The organism is Streptomyces sp. NPDC043726, from assembly GCF_056436565.1.
On sequence record NZ_JBWKCI010000020.1, the window covers coordinates 14,403 to 30,944 of the forward strand.

Below are 16,542 nucleotides of genomic sequence, written 5' to 3' on the forward strand. Positions count from 1 at the left end.
CCCCGTGGCCTCGGGTTTCGCCTGAACGGCCGCCGCGTAGGCTGCTGCCCCTGAGCAACCGCCGCACGGCGGACCCGCGCCGGTCCGAGGGGCCCGCCGGCGCGGGCTGACGCGAGGGTCCCGGTCTGGTGATGAGCATGGCAGGCAGGGCGGTCCGGGCGGAGCAGGTCAGCGCGACCCGGGAGCTGATCCTGACCGCGGCCGAGCGGCTGTACGCCGAGCGCGGGGTGTTCGCGGTCTCCAACCGGCAGGTCGGCGAGGCCGCCGGGCAGGGCAACAACACCGTCGTCGGCTACCACTTCGGCACCAAGACCGACCTGGTCCGCGCCATCGTGCGCAAGCACGCGGTGCCCATCGAGGAGCTCAGGACCGCTCAGGTCGCGCGGGTCACCGGCTCCACGGAGCTGCGCGACTGGGCGGACTGCCTGGTCCGGCCCGTCTGCGAGCACCTGGGCGCGCTCGGCAGCCCCACCTGGTACGCCCGCTTCTGCGCCCAGGTCATGACCGACCCGGCGCTGCACCGGATGATGTCGGAGGAGGCCCTCGCCTCACCGGCGCTGCGGGAGATCGTCAGCGGCCTGCGCGGCAGTCTGCCCGACCTGCCCGATGACATCCGGGCCGAACGCGGCGACATGGCACGCCATCTCATCGTCCACATGACCGCCGAGCGGGAACGCGCGCTCGCCGAGAGCGCGACCACACCCCGCACCGACTGGCAGGACGCCGCGACCGGGCTCGTCGACGCCCTGGTCGGCATGTGGCAGGCCCCGGTCACTCCGAGGGGCTGACCGTAGGTGGCCGGGGCCCGGTGCCGTGCGCACGGCACCGGGCCCCGCTCACGCGTCAGCGGGCGATACGGATCCGGGTGATCTGGTCCTCACCGCCCGCCCCGGCACCGGACTTGTCCACCACGTAGGCGGTACGGCCCTCGACCTCGACGTGGTTGGGGTTGGCGCCGGTGGCGATCGTCTCCACGACCTCGCCGGCCCTCGGGTCGACGACGGTGACGTTCGCGGCGGTGCGGTTGACCACCAGGACGTCGCCCGTGCGCTTGTCGGCGGCGACGGACAGCGCCCCCGCGCCCGTGGCCACCGTCTTCGTCACGGCCCCCGACCTGAGGTCGACGACCGAGACCGTGCCGCCGGTCTGGTCGGCCGTGTACGCCGTACGGCCGTTCGCGGACAGCGCGACCGAGATCGGGCCGTCACCGGCCGGCACGAACCTCGGCGTGTCCGACTTCGCGGAGACCTCGATGATCCGGTCGCCGTTCAGGTCCGAGGCGTACACCGTGCCGGTGTCCTCGTTCACGGCGAGCCCGGCCGGACCGGAGCCCTCGACGGTGACCCGCCGCTTCTCCTCGAAGGTCTTGGAGTCGAAGGCGACCAGGGTGCCGTCGCCGAAACCGCTCGCCCAGACGGTGTTGTGCTCGTCGTCCACGACGATCTCGCGGGCGTGCGCCACGTTCGGCAGGGTGGCCAGGTGCGCGCCGGTCCGCTGGCTGTAGACGGCGACCGAGTTGTTGCGCGTGTTGGTCACCCAGACCGTGTTGTGCTCGTCGTCGACCGCGACGCCGTACACGGCCTCCCGGGCGCCCGTCGCGGTGTCGGTCACCGGCGGGGTGATGGTCTCCTCGACCGCCAGGGTGTCGGGGTCGACCTTCAGCAGGCTGGTGGTGGTGACCGGCGGACGGCCCACGGAGACGGTGACCCAGAGGGCGTCGTTCCGCTCGGAGTACGCCGACTGGTACAGGCCCTTCACGAGCGGGGCCGTCGTCACGGTCGAGCCACTGGTCCCGGCGGAGGCGGTGCCGGCCAGCGCCACGGTGGTGCCGGCGGTGAGGGCGACGGCGACGGCTGCCGCGAGGGCGGTGCGCTTGGATGCGGACATGGTGAAGGAACTCCTTGTTGAGAGAGTGGTTGAGAAAGGGGGAGAGTGGTCAGTTGGCCGCGGAGGTGCGGCGGCGGACGACGAAGAGGGTCGTGGCCGCGGCTCCGGCGGCTCCGCCCGCCGCGGCGGCAGCCGCGGACCAGGCGATCGTCGCGTAGGACGTGGGTGCCTCGACGGTGGCGGCGGCGAGGGTCTGCGCCGCCGTATCGGGTGCGGTGGTGCCGGGTGCGGTGGTGGCGGACGCCTGCGCGCCGCCGGTGTCCGCGCCGGTCACGGTGAACTCGACCTTCAGCGAGGTCGGCGGGTTGGGAGCGAGGAAGCGCAGCCAGTGCGCGCCGGTCGTGGTGTCCGCGGGGACGGTGACGTCGCCCTCGTAGGAGCCGCCCGCGTCGGTCTTCCACTGGCCGAGGATCGCCTCGTCGTCGAGCTTGATCGTGAGCTGTTCGGAGGCGGGGAACTTCGTCACCTTGAAGTGGAGCTTGCCGCCGGGCTGCACCTGGCTGGCGGTGATCTCGGCCTTGGCGCCCGCCGAGTTGGTGGCGCTGGCCGGGGCGCCGGAGGCGGCCGGTGCCGGTGACGAGGAGCTGCCGCTCGTGGCCGTGGCGGCGGTTCCCGAGGTGACGGTGAATCCGGCCTTCAGGCTCGTCGGCGGGTTGGGGGCGAGGAAGCGCAGCCAGTGGGCGCCCTTCGCGGTGTCCTCGGGGACCGTCACGCTGCCGGAGTACGAGCCGTCCGAGCCGATCGTCCACTGGCCGAGGAGGGTCGCGTCGTCGAGCTTCACGGTGAGCTGTTCGCCGGCCGGGAAGCCGCCGACGCGGAAGGAGACCTTGCCACCCGCCGCGACCTGCGAGCCCGCGGTGATGGTGGCGGACGTGGCCGAGGTGCCGGTGCCGCCGCCCGTGCCGCTTCCGGACCCTGATCCGGAGCCGGACCCGCTGCCCGACCCGCTCCCGGACCCCGAGTCGCTTCCGCCGTCCCCAAAATCCCCTCCGCTCGACGAAGAGGTGACGGTGATGTCGGCCTTGAGGCTGGTCGCCGGGTCCGGGGCGAGGAAGCGCAGCCAGTGCGCGCCGGCGGAGGTGGCCGCCGGGACCGTGACCGTGCCCGAGAAGGTGCCGTCCGCCTTCACCGCGCCCGTCCACTGGGCGAGGATCTCGCTGTCGTCCAGCTTGACGGTGACGTTCTGGCCCTCGACGAAACCGGACAGCTTGAAGGAGACCTTGCCGCCCGCGGCCACCTTCGCGCCGCTGGTCAGCTTCACCTGAGGGTCGGCGGCCGGGGTGGACGGCGTGGGCGTGGGAGTGGGCGTGGGCGTGGGAGTGGGCGTGGGTGTCGGCGTGGGGCCGGCGGCCGTCACCGTCAGAGCCTCGCTCTTCACGCTCGTCTGCGGCGCCAGGAACCGCAGCCAGTGACCACCGCCGACGCTCGCGTCGGCCGGGATCGTCACCGTCCCCGACACGCTGCCGTCGTCACCGATCGCGAACTGCTTCAGCAGCGTGGTGTCGTCGAACTTGACGCTCAGCGTGGCCGCGGCGGGGAAACCGGTGGCCGTGAACGACACCTCGCCTCCGGGCGCCACGGACGTCGTACCCAACGCGACGGCGGGCGCGGCCGTGTCGGCCGCGAGGGTCACCTTGCCGGTGAGATCCGTGCCCGTCGAGCCCACGAGGGGGACGGACAGGGCGCCCAGGCCGAGGGCCGCGCCGGCGGTGGCGACGAGCACCCGGTTGAGGGCGGGTCTGTGAGAGGTCATGACAGAGGTCACTCCTGGGAGATGAGAGAGGGAATCGAGTGAAGTTAGGCTTGCCTAATCGAAAGAACCGTCGCGCCATCCGGAGTCCGCCCACATGCCCGTGCCCGCGCCACCGAAGGACACCCCGAACCACCCGCCCCGCCTGGCGCGGCCGCACCCGGTCCCCCGGCTGGACGAACCGGCCCGCCCGCTGCCGACGCCGGACGGTGAGGCGCAGTTCTGGGCAGAGGTCCGGCTCCGGGGCACGCCCTGGACCGGCCCCGACCCGCTGGGCGACCCCGGCCACCGGGCCGTGACGTTCCTGTGGCGCGGCGGCCCCACGACCCGTGCCGTCCAGGTCCTGCCGAACAAGCTCGGCGACCCCCGCGCCCCCGAGGGCAACCTCATGGGACGCGTCCCCGGCACTGACGTATGGCACTGGACCCTCCGTCTGCGCCACGACTGGCGCGGCACGTACGACGTGTACGTCGACGAGGGCGACGGCCCCGACCCCGGCACCCCCGGGTACTGGCAGTGGCTGCGCACCCGACGCCGCGTCGATCCGTTCAACTCCCGCACGCTGCCCCACCGCTGGGACGGCGGCCCGGTGTCGTACGCCGAACTCCCGGCCGCTCCCCGGGTGGTGGAGCGGACGGACGTCGCACGCGGCACCGTCACCGAGCACGAGGTCGACAGCGCGCAGCTCGGCGCCCGGCGCCGCGTCTGGCTGTACGAGCCGCCGACGGGCACGGCCGGGAAGGCGCACACAGCAGGGGGGACACGCACCTCCGGGAAGCTGCCCGTCCTCGTGCTGCTCGACGGCGACCACTGGCAGCCGCGGCTCGGCCTGGCCCACCTGCTCGACACCCTGATCGCGGAGGGCAGGATCCCGCCCGTCGCCGCCGTCCTGCCGGACGCCGTGGACGAGCCCACCCGCTGGGCGGAACTGTCCTGCCGCCCCGAGTACGTGGCCTTCCTCGCCGAGGAGTTGCTGCCCTGGGCGGCGGCCAGGCTGCCGCTGACCGACGATCCGGCTCGCACCGTGATCGCCGGGCAGAGCCTCGGCGGGCTCACCGCGGCGTACGCCGCCGTCCTCGCGCCGCACCGGTTCGGCAACGCCCTGGTGCAGTCGGGCTCGTTCTGGTGGCCCGTCGGCCCGGACGCGGAGTGGCTGACCGGGGTCGTCGCCGGGCTGCCCCGGCTGCCGGTGCGCTTCCGGCTCTCCTTCGGCGAGCAGGAGTGGGTGGCGCTGCCCGCGGCCCGCAGGCTGCGCGACACGCTCCGGACCCTCGGCTATCACGACTCCTCCTACCGGGAGTTCAACGGCGGACATGACTACCTGTGCTGGCGCACGGAACTGGGCGACGGACTGGCGGAGTTGCTGGACCGCTGACCACGCAGGCCGCGGCCCAGCCCACCGGCACGTCGACGTCGGCGAAGGCCCAGCCCCGCGGCCCGGCCGGAGCCGGCCCGGTCCCGACGTACACCTCCCGCAGCGCCCGCAGGGACAGGCCCTCGCCCGTCGCCTTGAGGAACGCCTCCTTGCGGGTCCAGCAGCGAGCGAAGGCGCCGACCCGCACCCCCGGAGGCAGGGTCCGCAACTGCGCCCGCTCGGACGGGTGCAGCGACCTGGCCGCCTCCTCGGCCAGCCGCGGCTCGGGGACCCGCTGGACGTCGACGCCCACCGGTGTCGGGGCAAGGCCCAGCAGGGCGAGTCCGCCCGAGTGCGAGAGCGAGAAGTGCAGGCCCGTTCCCGCCGGGCCGGCCACCGCGGGCCGGCCGTGCGGGTCGCCGCAGTGCGGACAGGGCTGCCGGATCAGCCGCAGCGCGGGAGCGGCGAGGCCCGTGTAGGCGCTGAGCACCCGGCGCAGCGCGCTGTGCGCGGCGACGTACAGGGCTCGTTCGGCCGGTCGGCGCAGCGCCGCCGCACGGCGCCGCTCGCCCGCGTCCAGCACGGACTCGTCCAGGGGCGCGCCCGGCTCCGGCGCCCGTACGACCCACAGCAGCGGGCCGTGCGCGAGCCGCGGGGGCCGCAGTCCCGGGCCCCTGACCAGTACGCGGGGGGTGAGCAGTGCGGTCATCGCGTGTCCGCCTCGAGACGGGCCGCGCAGGCCGCGTGCGGGGCCGGCCCGAGGCGTGCCGTCCAGCCGTCCGGCACGGCGCGCCAGACCGGCCACAGGGACAGCAGCCCGGCGGGGTTCTCCAGGACCAGGTGGCTCGCCCGGTCCTCGGCCTCCGGGTCGAAGGGTCCGGTCATGCGTCGAGCTCCTTGAGGCGGTTGGTGAGGTGCTGGGCGACGGCGTCGAGGTGGCGGTCGCGCAGGAGCTGCGGATGGGTGCAGTCCAGGTCGTGGTTGTCGACGGCCCCGCTCACGTGCGGGCGCCAGGCCTCGACGGTCAGCCAGTCCTCCGGGCGCGGGGCGGCGGCCGTGAAGAACAGCACGTCGCCCTCGTAGCGGCGATGGTGGTGCGCGCGCATCATCCGGGCGTGGTTCGGCACGATGTCGACGATCCGGGACAGGGTGTGCTCGGACAGGCCCGCCAGCGGGCTGCCCGCCCGGCGCAGTGTGGCCAGGACGTCGTCCCGGGTGCGCTCGCCCCGGCGGTCGAATCCGGCCATGCGCAGCACCGCGGTCAGGGCGTCGCCCTCCTCCGGGGCGGGCCGTTCCCGCCACTGCTCGGCGGGGAACGCGTCCAGCAGCGCGAGGAGTTCGACCCGCTCGCCGGCCTCCTGGAGCAGCACGGCCACGGTGTGCGCGAGCACCCCGCCGACCGACCACCCCAGCAGCCGGTACGGCCCGCGCGGCCGGACCTCGCGGACGCGCCGCACATAGTCCTCGGCCTCCTCCTGGAGGCTGTGCGGCAGCGGCTCGTCCCCGGTCAGGCCACGCGCCTGGATGCCGTACACCGGCTGCTCCGGACCCAGCCGTGCGGCAAGTCCCGCGTAGCACCAGGCGAGTCCGCCGGCCGGATGGATCGCGAACAGCGGCGGCCGGTCTCCCGTGGCGCGCAGCGGCAGTACGACGTCCAGGGCGTCCGCGGCGGCCGGCCCCGCGTCCTGGAGGCGGGCGGCCAGTGCGGCCGGGGTGGGTGCCTCGAACAGCGAGCCGATGGTCAGCGCGGTGCCGAACTCCTCCCGGATCCTGGCCACCAGCCGTACCGCGAGCAGGGAGGTGCCGCCCAGATCGAAGAAGGCGTCGTCGGGGCCGACCCGTTCCACCCCCAGCACCCGGGCGAACAGGAGGGTGAGCGCCTCCTCGCGGGCGGTCGCCGGGCGCCGTGCCGACGCGCCGCCCGCGAACACCGGCGCGGGCAGCTCGCGGCGGTCCAGCTTGCCGTTCGGGCTGAGCGGGAACGCGTCGAGCGCGACGACCGCGGCGGGCACCATGTGCTCCGGCAGTTCCCGCGCGAGGGCCGCCCGTACGGCGACGGGGTCCGCCGTGCCGGTCACGTACCCGACGAGCCGGTCCTCGCGGACCAGCGCGCAGGCACCGTCCACGCCCGGGTGCGCCGCCAGCGTGGCCTCGATCTCGCCGAGTTCGATGCGCTGGCCGCGCAGCTTCACCTGGTGGTCGGTCCGGCCCAGGTACTCGATCTCGCCCGCGTCGGTCCAGCGCGCCAGGTCGCCCGTGCGGTACATACGGGTCCCCGCGGGACCGAAGGGATCGGCCACGAAACGGGACGCCGTCAGTTCGGCCCGGTTCAGATAGCCGTCCGCCAACTGCCGCCCCGCCAGGTACAGTTCGCCCGGCACTCCGGGCGGACAGGGCTGGAGCCCGGCGTCCAGGACGTACAGGCGGGTGTTCCACACCGGCCGCCCGATCGGCACCGGCCCGGACGCCCCGGGGGCACAGGCGTGGTACGTCACGTCCACCGCGGCCTCGGTCGGGCCGTACAGGTTGTGCAGCTCCACACCCGGCAGCAGCCGCCCGAAGGCGTGCACGGTCTCCCGGGGCAGTGCCTCACCCGAGCAGAACACCCGGCGCAGTCCGCCGCACCCGGCCGCGGCGGGCTCGGACAGGAACACCTGCAGCATCGACGGCACGAAGTGGCATGTGGTGACGGCCTGTTCGCGGATCAGCCGGGCCAGGTACACCGGGTCCTTGTGGCCGCCGGGCTCCGCGACCACCAGCGTGGCGCCCTCGCGCAGCGCCCAGAAGAACTCCCAGACGGACACGTCGAAGGACGACGGCGTCTTCTGCAGCACCCGGTCCCCGGCGCCGAGCCGGTACTCGTGCTGCATCCAGCGCAGCCGGTTGTCGATCGCCCCGTGGGACACCACCACGCCCTTGGGGCGGCCGGTGGAGCCGGAGGTGTAGATGACGTAGGCGGGATGCGCGGGCGTCAGCGCGCGCGCCGGTTCCACCCACGGGTACGCCGAGACGTCGAGGCCCTCCAGGACGACGGCCGGGGTCCCGGCGTCCGCCGGCAGCCGGCCGGGCCGATCGGTGATCGCGCACACCGGCGCCGCGTCCTGGAGCATGTACGTCAGCCGCTGCGCCGGATAGTCCGGGTCCAGCGGCAGATAGGCCGCCCCCGCCTTGAGCACCGCCAGCAGCGCGACGATCAGCTCCGTCGAGCGCGGTACCGACACGGCCACGACGGATCCCGGGACCGCGCCCATCGAGCGCAGGTGATGGGCCAGCCGGTTGGCGCGGGCGTTGAGTTCCGCGTACGTGAGCGTGGTGTCGCCGTAGCTCAGCGCAGGGGCGTGCGGGGTCCGTGCCGCCTGTGACTCGATCGGGCCGATGAGGGTGGTGGGCGGGAGTTCGATCGCGGTGCGGTTGAACTCGTCCAGGACCAGGGCCTGTTCGTCCGGTACGGCGATGCCGTGGGCGGCGAGCGGCAGCTGCGGGTCGGCCTGTGTGAGCCGCTCCAGCAGGTGCGTGAACCGGGCCTGGTGCGCGGCCAGTTCGGCTTCGCCGTAGAGCGCGGGGTTGCCGTCGTGGTCGATGCGCAGGCCCCGGCCGTCGGCGCGGTCGTAGACGTTGACGGTGAGGTCGTCGACCGGTCCCGCGGACAGGTTCCGGGCGGTGGCCGGGGCACCGGCGAAGTCCACGCCGTAGTCGAACGGCATGACGTTGACCAGCGGGCCCACCAGGCCCCGTGACTCGCCGAGCAGCCCCAGGTCGCGGCGGATGTCCTCGTAGCGGTAGCGCTGGTGGCGGCGCGCCTCGCGGATGCCGAGCACCACCTGCCGGACCAGCTCGGCGAAGCTCGCCTCGGGGGAGACGGTGAGCCGGAGCGGCAGCACGTTCATGACCATGCCGGGCACCCGCAGGGCCGCCGTGCCCATCCGGCTCATCATGGGCAGGCCGAGCACCACGTCCGACCGGTCGGTGGCGCGCGAGGTGTACAGGGCCTGGGCCGCGATCAGGACGTCCGGCCAGGTGGCGCGGAGCCGGGTGGCCAGGTCACGCAGGCGTTCGGTGGCCTCGGGCGCCAGATGCGTCGTACGGCGTCGGAAGGTGCGGGAGGGCAGCGCGCCGCGGCCCGCGAGCCGGGGTGCCTCGGGGCGGTCGGCGAACGCCTCGGCCCAGTGGGCGCGGTCGGCCGCGAAGGCGGCTGAGTCGCGGTAGGCGGCGTCGTCGGCCACGAGGTCGGCGAGGGCGCCGAAGGTCCGCGGGCCGGGTTCGTGGCCCCGGGCGAGCGCGGAGTAGACCTCGGCGGTGCGGCGGACCAGCAGGGAGTAGCCGTAGCCGTCCATCACGAGGTGGTGGATGCGCTGGTACCAGAGCCAGCGCCGCTCGCCGACGGGGAAGAGGGCGTGGCGGAAAAGCGGCCCGGCCGCCAGGTCGCAGGGTTCGGCGAGGTCGGCGCGCATCCAGGCCTCGGCCTGCTCCTCGGTGCACGGGTCGTGCACGGTGAGCGGCAACTCCACGGTGGCGCACAGGTGTTGGCGAGGTCCGTCGGGGCCGTCCTCGACGACGACGCGCAGCGCCTCCGCCTCCTCGGTGACCCGGCGGAGCGCGGCGGCGAAGAGGTCCGGGTCGAGCGGACCGTCGATCGTGAGGCACTCGGCGGTGTTCTGCGCGGGGCTGCGCGGATCGAGGGCCTGCGCGAACCACATGCCGGACTGGGCGGCGGTGAGCGGATGGACGGTCATACCGCCCCCAGCAGCCGGGCCCACGCGTCCACGGCCGGCTGTTCGGCCAGGTCGGCGAAGTCCGCCTTGACGCCGTGCTCGTGGCGCCAGCGTTCCAGCAGCGCCATGACGCGCACGGAGTCGAGGCCGTGGTCGACCAGGTTCTCGTCGACGGGGATGTCCTCGGGGTCCTCGCCGAGACAGTCGGCGACGTCGGCGCGGATCCGCTCGACGGTCAGGGTCCTGAACACCGCGTCGGTGGTGGTCACGACCGCGCAGCGCCCTGCCGCCCAGCGCAGGGCCATGTCGTGGTCGGCGCGGGAGAAGTCGGCCACGGCGTCGGCGACGACGAAGGCCTGGACGTCCCGGCTCCACGCGTCGGCGGCGGTCATCAGTACGCCGATGTGCGCGTACACGCCGACGACGACGAGCTGATCGCGGCCCGACTCCCGCAGCAGCGCCTCGAGTCCGGTGCGGACGAACGCGCTGTACTTCCATTTGGTCAGCACCGTGTCCCCGGGTGCGGGGGCGACGGGCGCTGGCATGGCGAGGGCTTCGGGGTCGTCGGCGACGCCGGGCCCCCAGAAGTCGAGCTGGAGTCCGCGCTCCTCGGGCGTCTGGCCGCCGCGCTGGGCCGAGTAGACGACCGGCACCCCGAGCCGGCGGGCCCGTGCCAGCAGCCGGGCGGTGTTGTCGAGCAGGCCGGTCAGGGGCTGCGCGTCGGCCGGGAACGCGGACAGGAAGTGCTGTTGCAGGTCGTGCACGAGCAGCACGGCGCGAGCCGGATCGACGGTCCAGGACACGCGGCCCGCGGGCAGCTCGTCCGGGGTCGGGAGCGGATAGGGGGTGATGGCGGGGAGTGCCATGAGGGAGAGGGCCTTTCAGTGCTGCTCGGCGGCGGACCGCAGCTGCTTCTTGCTGACCTTGCCGACCCCGGTGTGGGGGAAGGCCGAGACGAACTCGACGAGGTCGGGGACCTTGTAGGCGGCGACACCGCGTTCGCGCACGAACCGTTTGACGGCGACCGGCTTCAGCGGTTCGGCGCCCTCGCGCAGGATCACGTAGGCGAGGGAGCGTTCTCCCAGGTACGCGTCCGGCACGGCGACCACGGACACGTCATGGACGGCGGGGTGGGCGAGGATGATGTTCTCGACCTCCTCCGGCGCGATCTTCTCGCCGCCCCGGTTGATCTGGTCCTTGGCCCGCCCCACGACGACGAGGTGTCCCGACGGGGTGCGGCGCACCAGATCGCCGGTGCGGTAGAAGCCGTCCTCGGTGAAGGCCTTCCGGTTGTGCTCGGGCGCCCGCCAGTAGCCGCGGATGGTGTACGGGCCGCGGGTGAGCAGCTGGCCCGTCTCACCCTCGGGCACGTCCTGCCCGGTGTCGTCCACGATCCGGATCTCGTCGTCCGCGGAGATCGGGCGGCCCTGCGTCGTGACGACGGTCTCGAAGTCGTCGTCCAGGCGGGTGTAGTTGACCAGACCCTCCGCCATGCCGAAGACCTGCATCAGCCGGCAGCCCAGGGCGGGCTCCAGCCGGCGTGCGGCCTCCTCGCTGTACTTGGCGCCGCCGACGAGCGCCAACTCCAGCGAGGACAGGTCGTGTTCGGTCCCCGTGGCGGCCTCGGTCCACACCAGGGCGAGCGGGGGCACCAGGCCCGTCATGGTGATCCGCTCCCGCTCGATCAGCGGGAAGACGGTGGCCGGGTCGGGCTTCGGCGCCAGCACGACGGTGCCGCCCGCGTACAGCACGCCCAGCCAGCCGGGAGAGCTCATCGGGAAGTTGTGGGCTGCGGGCAGCGTGACGAGATACCGGGTGTCCGCGTCCACCCCGCAGATCTCGTTGGAGCCCCACAGCGAGTAGAGGTAGTCGTCGTGGGTGCGCGGGATCAGCTTGGACACACCGGTCGTGCCGCCCGACAGCTGCAGGAACGCCAGCTCGTGCGGCGCGGGTCCGGCGAACGGCCCGGCCGGGTCGCACGGCACCTCGGACAGCGGGGTGTGCTCGCCCGGCTCGCCGGCCACGAACACGTGCCGCAGGCTCGGCGCCTTCTCCCGCACCCGCGTGGCGAGTTCCCGGTGGTCGTAGCCGGCGTGCACATCGGGGACGACGTAGGCGACGGCCTCGGTGAACGAGCAGAAGTGCCCGATCTCCGTGTCGCGGTGCGCCGGCAGCGCGTAGACGGGCAGCGCGCCGATGCGGAACAGGGCGAAGACGACCTCGACGAACTCGCCGATGTTGGGGAGCTGGACGACGACCCGGTCGCCCTTGGCGATCCCGCACGCGGCGAATCCGGCGGCCAGCCGGTCGGCGCGGGCGTCGAGTTCGCCGTACGTCCACGTGCGGCGCTCGGGCGCGGGGTCGATCAGGGCGATGCGGTCGGGGTGCGTGGTGGCGCGCTCGCGCAGCATGCCGCCGAAGGTCTCGCCCCGCCAGTAGCCCGCCGCCCGGTAGCGTTCGGCGAACTCCGGGGGCCAGGTGGGCGCGTCCACGCCAGGGGTGATCGTCACAGCGCGGCCCCCACCGCGTGCAGGAAGGTACGGAACTTGGCGGCGGTCTCCGCCGTCTCGGCCGCCGGTGAGGACGCGGCGACCACACCGGCGCCGGCGAAGAGCCGCAGGGCGCGGCCCTCGGCCTCGGCGCAGCGGATCGTCACCACCCACTCGCCGTCGCCGTCCGCGTCCTGCCAGCCGACCATGCCCGTGTACGGGCCCCGGTCGAAGGGCTCCGACTCGGCGATGACGGCACGGGCCACGTCGGTCGGGGTGCCGCACACGGCCGGCGTGGGATGCAGCGCGGACGCCAGGTCCAGCGCGGTCGTGCCCGGGTCGGCCGGCTCACCGGTGACGGTGGTGGACAGGTGCCACATCGTCGCGGTGCGCACCAGGGTGGGCCGCTCGGGCACGTCCAGGCGCGTGCAGTACGGCGCCAGGGCCTCGCGTACGGCGGTCACGACGACGGCGTGCTCGTGCAGGTCCTTCGCCGACTCCAGCAGCGCCACCGCCCGGCGCACGTCCTCGGCGAGGTCACTGCTGCGGGGCGCGGACCCGGCCAGCGGGTTGGCGGTGAGCCGGCCGCCCTGCCGGGCGACGAGGAGTTCGGGGCTGGCGCCGATGAGGGTGCGGCCGGGACCGCTCGGCACGGCGAAGGTGTAGCCGTCCGGGTCGCGGTGGGCCAGCGCGCGGAGCATCGCGGCCAGGTCGGGCGCGTGGTCGGAGGTCAGTTCCAGGGTGCGGGCGAGGACGACCTTGTCGAACTCCCCGGTCCGCATCCGGGCGACGGCGGCGGCGACGGCCTCGCCGTACGCCTCGGGCGAGGGCACCTCCCGCACGCGCCAGTCGGGGCGTCGCTCGGCCCGGGGCAGGGGCAGCGCGACGAGCGGGTCCTGGCGCAGCGGCGGCGCCCAGTGCACCACGTCCGGCACGGCCAGGGCGGGCTCGGCGTCGGGGGCGAACGGCAGCGACCCGACGACGACCGGCGCCGGTGCGCCGGGTCGCCGCAGCGCGCCGAGGACGTCACGCACCCGGTCCGTCAACGGACCGCCGGTATCGGGTATCTCGGCGCTGGTGCCGCGGCCGAGCAAGGTGCGGTGGGGTGTGGCGAGGAAGCGGTCGGTGGCGGGCCGGTAGGCGTCGAGGAGGGAGGTGGCCGCGCCGGGGGTGACCGGCGGGGCGTCGGGTGCGTGCACGGTGAGGGACATGGGTGTCTCCGGTGCTGGGGTGGGGGGACGGCACGAAGGGGGGGCGTCAGGCTCGCAGGGTGGCGCCGCCGTCGACGTAGAGGTCGTGCAGGGTGATGTGGCGGGCGCGGTCGGAGGCCAGGAAGACGACGGCGTCGGCGATGTCGGCCGGGTCGGCGATACGGCCGAGCGGGATGCCGGTGCGGTAGGCGGCGAGGTCGCCCTCGATCACGGTGCGCGCGGCGGCGGTCTCGTCGGTGGAGGCCCACAGGGCGCGTTGCATGTCGGTGCGGGTGGAGCCGGGGGAGACCGTGTTGCAGCGGACCCCGCTGGCGGCGACCTCCAGGCCCAGGCATTTGCTGAACATGACGGCCGCGGCCTTGGAGGCGGCATAGGCGGCCATGCCCGTACGGGGGATGCCGGCCGCGTTGGAGGCGACGGTGACGATGCTGCCGTGTCCGCGTTCGGCCATCCGGCGGGCGGCGGCGCGCGAGACGTGGAACACGCCGGTCGCGTTCACGGCGAAGGTGGCGGCCCAGTCCTCGTCGGTGAGGTCGACGACGTGGGAACCGCGCAGGATTCCGGCGACGTTGACCGCGATGTCGAGCGGTCCGAGGGTGTGCTCGACCTCCTCGACGAGCTTCTCCACGGCCGTGGCGTCGGTGACGTCGAGGGTGCGGGCGGCGACCCGGTCGCCGTACTCGGCGGCGAGCGCCTGGACGCCGTCGGCGCTCACGTCGGTGGCGATGACGCGGGCGCCCTCCTCGACGAGGGCGGTGACGACGGCGGCGCCGATGCCCCGGCCCGCCCCGGTGACGAGGGCGAGCCGTCCGTCGAGCGCGGCGCTCATGAGGCGAGCGCCTTGGTCACGTCGTCGAGGACGACACGCGCGGCCAGGGGGCCGCCGGCGCTGTTCCAGGCGGAGCCGTCGATCACGACGACCTGGCCCTCCTGCTGCGCGGTCAGCCGGGAGAAGTTGGGTACCTTCCGCGCCTCCGCGTAGGCCGTCTCGCCGGTCGCGGTGTCGCCGAGGGCGCCGAAGAACAGCCAGTCCCCGTCGATGGTGGACAGCTTCTCCAGGCTCACCGGCTCGCTGTGCCCGGTGCCCGTGCCCTGCTGGTTCTTCGGGCGGTCCAGGCCGAGTGCGGTGAGGGTGGAGCCCACGTGGCCCACGCCCCGGCCGACGACCGAGGGGGCGCCGTTCTGCCAGCGGATCACGCTGACCACCGCGCCCGCGTTGGCGCCGAGCTTTTTCTTCGTCGCGGCGACGTCGGACGCGAAGCCGTCGAGGAGTGCGGTGGCCCGGTCCTTCTTGTTGAGCGCGTCGGCGGTGGCGGTGAAGGCCTTCTTCCAGTCCTCGTTGAGCTTGGCGGTCACCACGGTCGGGGCGATGGCCTGGAGCTTGCTCACTTCGCCCTTCACCGCGGTCGTCTCGTCGAGCAGGATCAGGTCCGGCTGGAGCGCGGCCACTTTCTCCATGTCGGCCTCCGCGACGGTGGCGACGACCTGGGCCTTCGCCGCCTTGCCGGCCAGGTAGCTCGACACGCCGTTCTGACCGCGTCCGGCGGTGGTGCCGACCGGCTCGACGCCGAGGGCGAGCGCGGCGTCCAGCGTGGGCTCGCTGAGGGCGACGACCTTCTGGGGCGCGGCCGGGACGTCGATCTTCCGGCCGGTCGCGTCGGTGATCTGCCGGGTGTCCTGGGCGGCGGCGGTGCTGTCGCCGTCGTCGTCTCCGCAGCCGGCCAGGAGCAGTGCTCCGGTCACGGCGGTGGCGGTCAGGACCGCCCGGCGGGAGATTCGGCTCGATGACATGAAGAGAGGGCTCCTTACAGGGGTGGGGAATTTCAGGTGGTGGCGCCCAGCAGACGGACCAGGCCGTCGGCCAGGGCACCGTGCCAGCAGGCGTAGTCGTGGCCGCCGTTGAACTCGTGCCGGGTGACGCGGTAACCGGCTTTGCGCAGCGCCTCGTACAGGGCGCGGGTGTGCTCGACCATCGCGCCCTCGTGCAGCCCGACGTCCAGATGGACCGTCAGGGGCCGTGGTGGGGCGGAGGCGAAGCGGCTCACCAGCCAGGGCGGGCCGAAGACATGGGGTTTGGGCCCACCGCGCGGGGCCAGTCCGGGCCGCCACCACAGGGAGGGGGACTGGGCGAGGACCTTGCCGAACCGGTCGGGCCGCAGGTATCCGGCGTGCAGCGCGGTCAGCGCGCCGAGGCTCTGCCCGGCGACGACGGTACGGCCCGGGTCGGTGGTGAGCGGCCGGCGTCCCGCCGCCCAGGGCAGCAGTTCGTCGGCGAGGAAGGCCACGAAGTCGTCGCGGGCGCCCAGTTCACGCCACCGGGTGTGCCGGTCCACCGCGTCCGGCGCCAGTACGGCGAGCGGGGGCAGCGCCCCGTCGGCGATCAGCGCGTCCAGGGTGTCGCCGAAGCCGAGCCGCCCGAACCACATGTCGCCGTCGGGGAGCACCACGACGGGCAACGGGGCCCCGTCGCCCCCGGAGGGCAGGTACACCCAGGTGTCCCGCTCGCCGCCGAGCACTGCGGAGGCCACCCGGTGCCGCTCCACCCGGCCCGCCGCGACCGCGCTCCGCCGTCCGGCGGCCCACGGCTCGGCCGGAGCGTCCGGCAGCGCGAAGACCGAGCTGGCCGCCGCCTGCCAACGGGCGGGTACCGTACGGCGGTTGAGCGGGTCGGGCGCGGCATGCCCGGACAGGGCGCGCAGCCGCTCCTGGAGGGCGTCGGGGTCCGCCGGCGGCGCCTTGGGGGAGATGTCCGCCGCCAGCCGGTACGAGCCGCGGTGGTCGGCGCGCAGCCGCAGCCCCAGATGCCATACGTCGGTGCCGGGCACCCGCTGGAGCAGGGAACCCGCGAGCCGCTCCCGGTCGACGATGCGGTTGGCGTACAGCAGCACCTGCCGGGTGGCGCGATGACCGCGCCACAGGAAGGTCACCGCCCGGTGGGCGGGGTCGCCGTCCAGCTCCTCGACGAGCGGGGTGCCGCGGCGCTCCACCTCGTCCCAGAACTCGGCGGTCAGCGCCGCGCGACCGGCCTCGTCGGCCGGCGCGAGCCGGTCCATCAGCCGTGCCACACAGGGTCCGGTGATCCGGACGGGCCGGGTGTCGGCCGGTACGGCCGGAGCGGGAACGACGGTCATCTCTCCTC

The 16,542-nt window shown here is 74.2% G+C and carries 13 protein-coding genes and 1 pseudogene; 2 read left to right on the top strand and 12 right to left on the bottom strand.

The window, feature by feature from the left end; genetic code table 11:
• Nucleotides 1-137 precede the first annotated feature (137 nt).
• Nucleotides 138-788, top strand: coding sequence for a TetR/AcrR family transcriptional regulator (locus AC068Z_RS38690; protein ID WP_478567186.1), 651 nt, complete (start codon nucleotides 138-140; stop codon nucleotides 786-788).
• A 55-nt stretch (nucleotides 789-843) separates the two neighbouring features.
• Here the strand turns inward: AC068Z_RS38690 and AC068Z_RS38695 are convergent, their stop codons facing one another.
• Both AC068Z_RS38695 and AC068Z_RS38700 read right to left on the bottom strand, forming a co-directional pair.
• Nucleotides 844-1,887, bottom strand: a complete 1,044-nt coding sequence (locus AC068Z_RS38695) for a YncE family protein (protein WP_478567189.1) — start codon at nucleotides 1,885-1,887, stop codon at nucleotides 844-846.
• 49 nt (nucleotides 1,888-1,936) lie between these two features.
• Nucleotides 1,937-3,640 (bottom strand): hypothetical protein, encoded by a 1,704-nt coding sequence (locus AC068Z_RS38700; protein ID WP_478567192.1) that lies wholly within the window; start codon nucleotides 3,638-3,640, stop codon nucleotides 1,937-1,939.
• Nucleotides 3,641-3,734: 94 nt separating this feature from the next.
• Here AC068Z_RS38700 and fes (AC068Z_RS38705) point away from each other — a divergent pair, with 94 nt between their 5' ends.
• Nucleotides 3,735-5,012 carry an enterochelin esterase gene (gene fes / locus AC068Z_RS38705; protein ID WP_478567195.1) on the top strand — a complete coding sequence of 426 codons (1,278 nt, stop codon included), beginning with the start codon at nucleotides 3,735-3,737 and terminating at the stop codon, nucleotides 5,010-5,012.
• Here the strand turns inward: fes (AC068Z_RS38705) and AC068Z_RS38710 are convergent.
• The 10 genes and pseudogenes from AC068Z_RS38710 to fes (AC068Z_RS38755) all read right to left on the bottom strand — a co-directional run bounded on the left by AC068Z_RS38710 (nucleotide 4,939) and on the right by fes (AC068Z_RS38755) (nucleotide 16,534).
• Nucleotides 4,939-5,700 carry a 4'-phosphopantetheinyl transferase family protein gene (locus tag AC068Z_RS38710; RefSeq protein ID WP_478567198.1) on the bottom strand — a complete coding sequence of 254 codons (762 nt, stop codon included), beginning with the start codon at nucleotides 5,698-5,700 and terminating at the stop codon, nucleotides 4,939-4,941. The two genes, fes (AC068Z_RS38705) and AC068Z_RS38710, sit on opposite strands and share 74 nt — an antisense overlap.
• Nucleotides 5,697-5,876 (bottom strand): MbtH family NRPS accessory protein, encoded by a 180-nt coding sequence (locus tag AC068Z_RS38715; protein WP_478567201.1) that lies wholly within the window; start codon nucleotides 5,874-5,876, stop codon nucleotides 5,697-5,699. Before AC068Z_RS38715 ends, AC068Z_RS38710 begins: the two co-directional genes overlap by 4 nt.
• Entirely contained in the window at nucleotides 5,873-9,724 is a 3,852-nt protein-coding gene (locus AC068Z_RS38720; RefSeq protein ID WP_478567204.1) for an amino acid adenylation domain-containing protein, read from the bottom strand. Before AC068Z_RS38720 ends, AC068Z_RS38715 begins: the two co-directional genes overlap by 4 nt.
• Nucleotides 9,721-9,972, bottom strand: a complete 252-nt coding sequence (locus AC068Z_RS38725; protein ID WP_478567505.1) for a phosphopantetheine-binding protein — start codon at nucleotides 9,970-9,972, stop codon at nucleotides 9,721-9,723. The genes AC068Z_RS38720 and AC068Z_RS38725 overlap by 4 nt, the downstream gene beginning before the upstream one ends.
• Nucleotides 9,946-10,569 (bottom strand): annotated as a pseudogene (locus tag AC068Z_RS38730) (isochorismatase family protein); the annotation flags it as partial. The gene AC068Z_RS38725 and the pseudogene AC068Z_RS38730, both read right to left, overlap by 27 nt.
• 15 nt (nucleotides 10,570-10,584) lie before the next feature.
• Nucleotides 10,585-12,213, bottom strand: coding sequence for a (2,3-dihydroxybenzoyl)adenylate synthase (locus AC068Z_RS38735; RefSeq protein ID WP_478567207.1), 1,629 nt, complete (start codon nucleotides 12,211-12,213; stop codon nucleotides 10,585-10,587).
• Complete coding sequence (locus AC068Z_RS38740; protein ID WP_478567209.1) at nucleotides 12,210-13,403, bottom strand: isochorismate synthase; 1,194 nt, start codon at nucleotides 13,401-13,403, stop codon at nucleotides 12,210-12,212. Before AC068Z_RS38740 ends, AC068Z_RS38735 begins: the two co-directional genes overlap by 4 nt.
• A gap of 46 nt (nucleotides 13,404-13,449) precedes the next feature.
• Nucleotides 13,450-14,232 carry a 2,3-dihydro-2,3-dihydroxybenzoate dehydrogenase gene (locus tag AC068Z_RS38745; protein ID WP_478567212.1) on the bottom strand — a complete coding sequence of 261 codons (783 nt, stop codon included), beginning with the start codon at nucleotides 14,230-14,232 and terminating at the stop codon, nucleotides 13,450-13,452.
• The gene (locus tag AC068Z_RS38750; protein WP_478567215.1) at nucleotides 14,229-15,194 is read right to left on the bottom strand and encodes an ABC transporter substrate-binding protein; all 966 of its coding nucleotides are present in this window, start codon (nucleotides 15,192-15,194) and stop codon (nucleotides 14,229-14,231) included. The genes AC068Z_RS38745 and AC068Z_RS38750 overlap by 4 nt, the downstream gene beginning before the upstream one ends.
• 32 nt (nucleotides 15,195-15,226) lie before the next feature.
• Entirely contained in the window at nucleotides 15,227-16,534 is a 1,308-nt protein-coding gene (gene fes / locus AC068Z_RS38755; protein WP_478567218.1) for an enterochelin esterase, read from the bottom strand.
• Between the last annotated feature and the right edge of the window lie 8 nt (nucleotides 16,535-16,542).

Coding starts and splice junctions, on each gene's coding strand:
- AC068Z_RS38745 (WP_478567212.1), bottom strand. CDS start 14,232: ATGAGCGCCGCGCTCGACGGACGGCTCGCCCTCGTCACCGGGGCGGGC.
- AC068Z_RS38720 (WP_478567204.1), bottom strand. CDS start 9,724: ATGACCGTCCATCCGCTCACCGCCGCCCAGTCCGGCATGTGGTTCGCG.
- AC068Z_RS38695 (WP_478567189.1), bottom strand. CDS start 1,887: ATGTCCGCATCCAAGCGCACCGCCCTCGCGGCAGCCGTCGCCGTCGCC.
- AC068Z_RS38710 (WP_478567198.1), bottom strand. CDS start 5,700: ATGACCGCACTGCTCACCCCCCGCGTACTGGTCAGGGGCCCGGGACTG.
- AC068Z_RS38715 (WP_478567201.1), bottom strand. CDS start 5,876: ATGACCGGACCCTTCGACCCGGAGGCCGAGGACCGGGCGAGCCACCTG.
- AC068Z_RS38700 (WP_478567192.1), bottom strand. CDS start 3,640: ATGACCTCTCACAGACCCGCCCTCAACCGGGTGCTCGTCGCCACCGCC.
- AC068Z_RS38750 (WP_478567215.1), bottom strand. CDS start 15,194: ATGTCATCGAGCCGAATCTCCCGCCGGGCGGTCCTGACCGCCACCGCC.
- AC068Z_RS38690 (WP_478567186.1), top strand. CDS start 138: ATGGCAGGCAGGGCGGTCCGGGCGGAGCAGGTCAGCGCGACCCGGGAG.
- AC068Z_RS38740 (WP_478567209.1), bottom strand. CDS start 13,403: ATGTCCCTCACCGTGCACGCACCCGACGCCCCGCCGGTCACCCCCGGC.
- fes (WP_478567195.1), top strand. CDS start 3,735: ATGCCCGTGCCCGCGCCACCGAAGGACACCCCGAACCACCCGCCCCGC.
- fes (WP_478567218.1), bottom strand. CDS start 16,534: ATGACCGTCGTTCCCGCTCCGGCCGTACCGGCCGACACCCGGCCCGTC.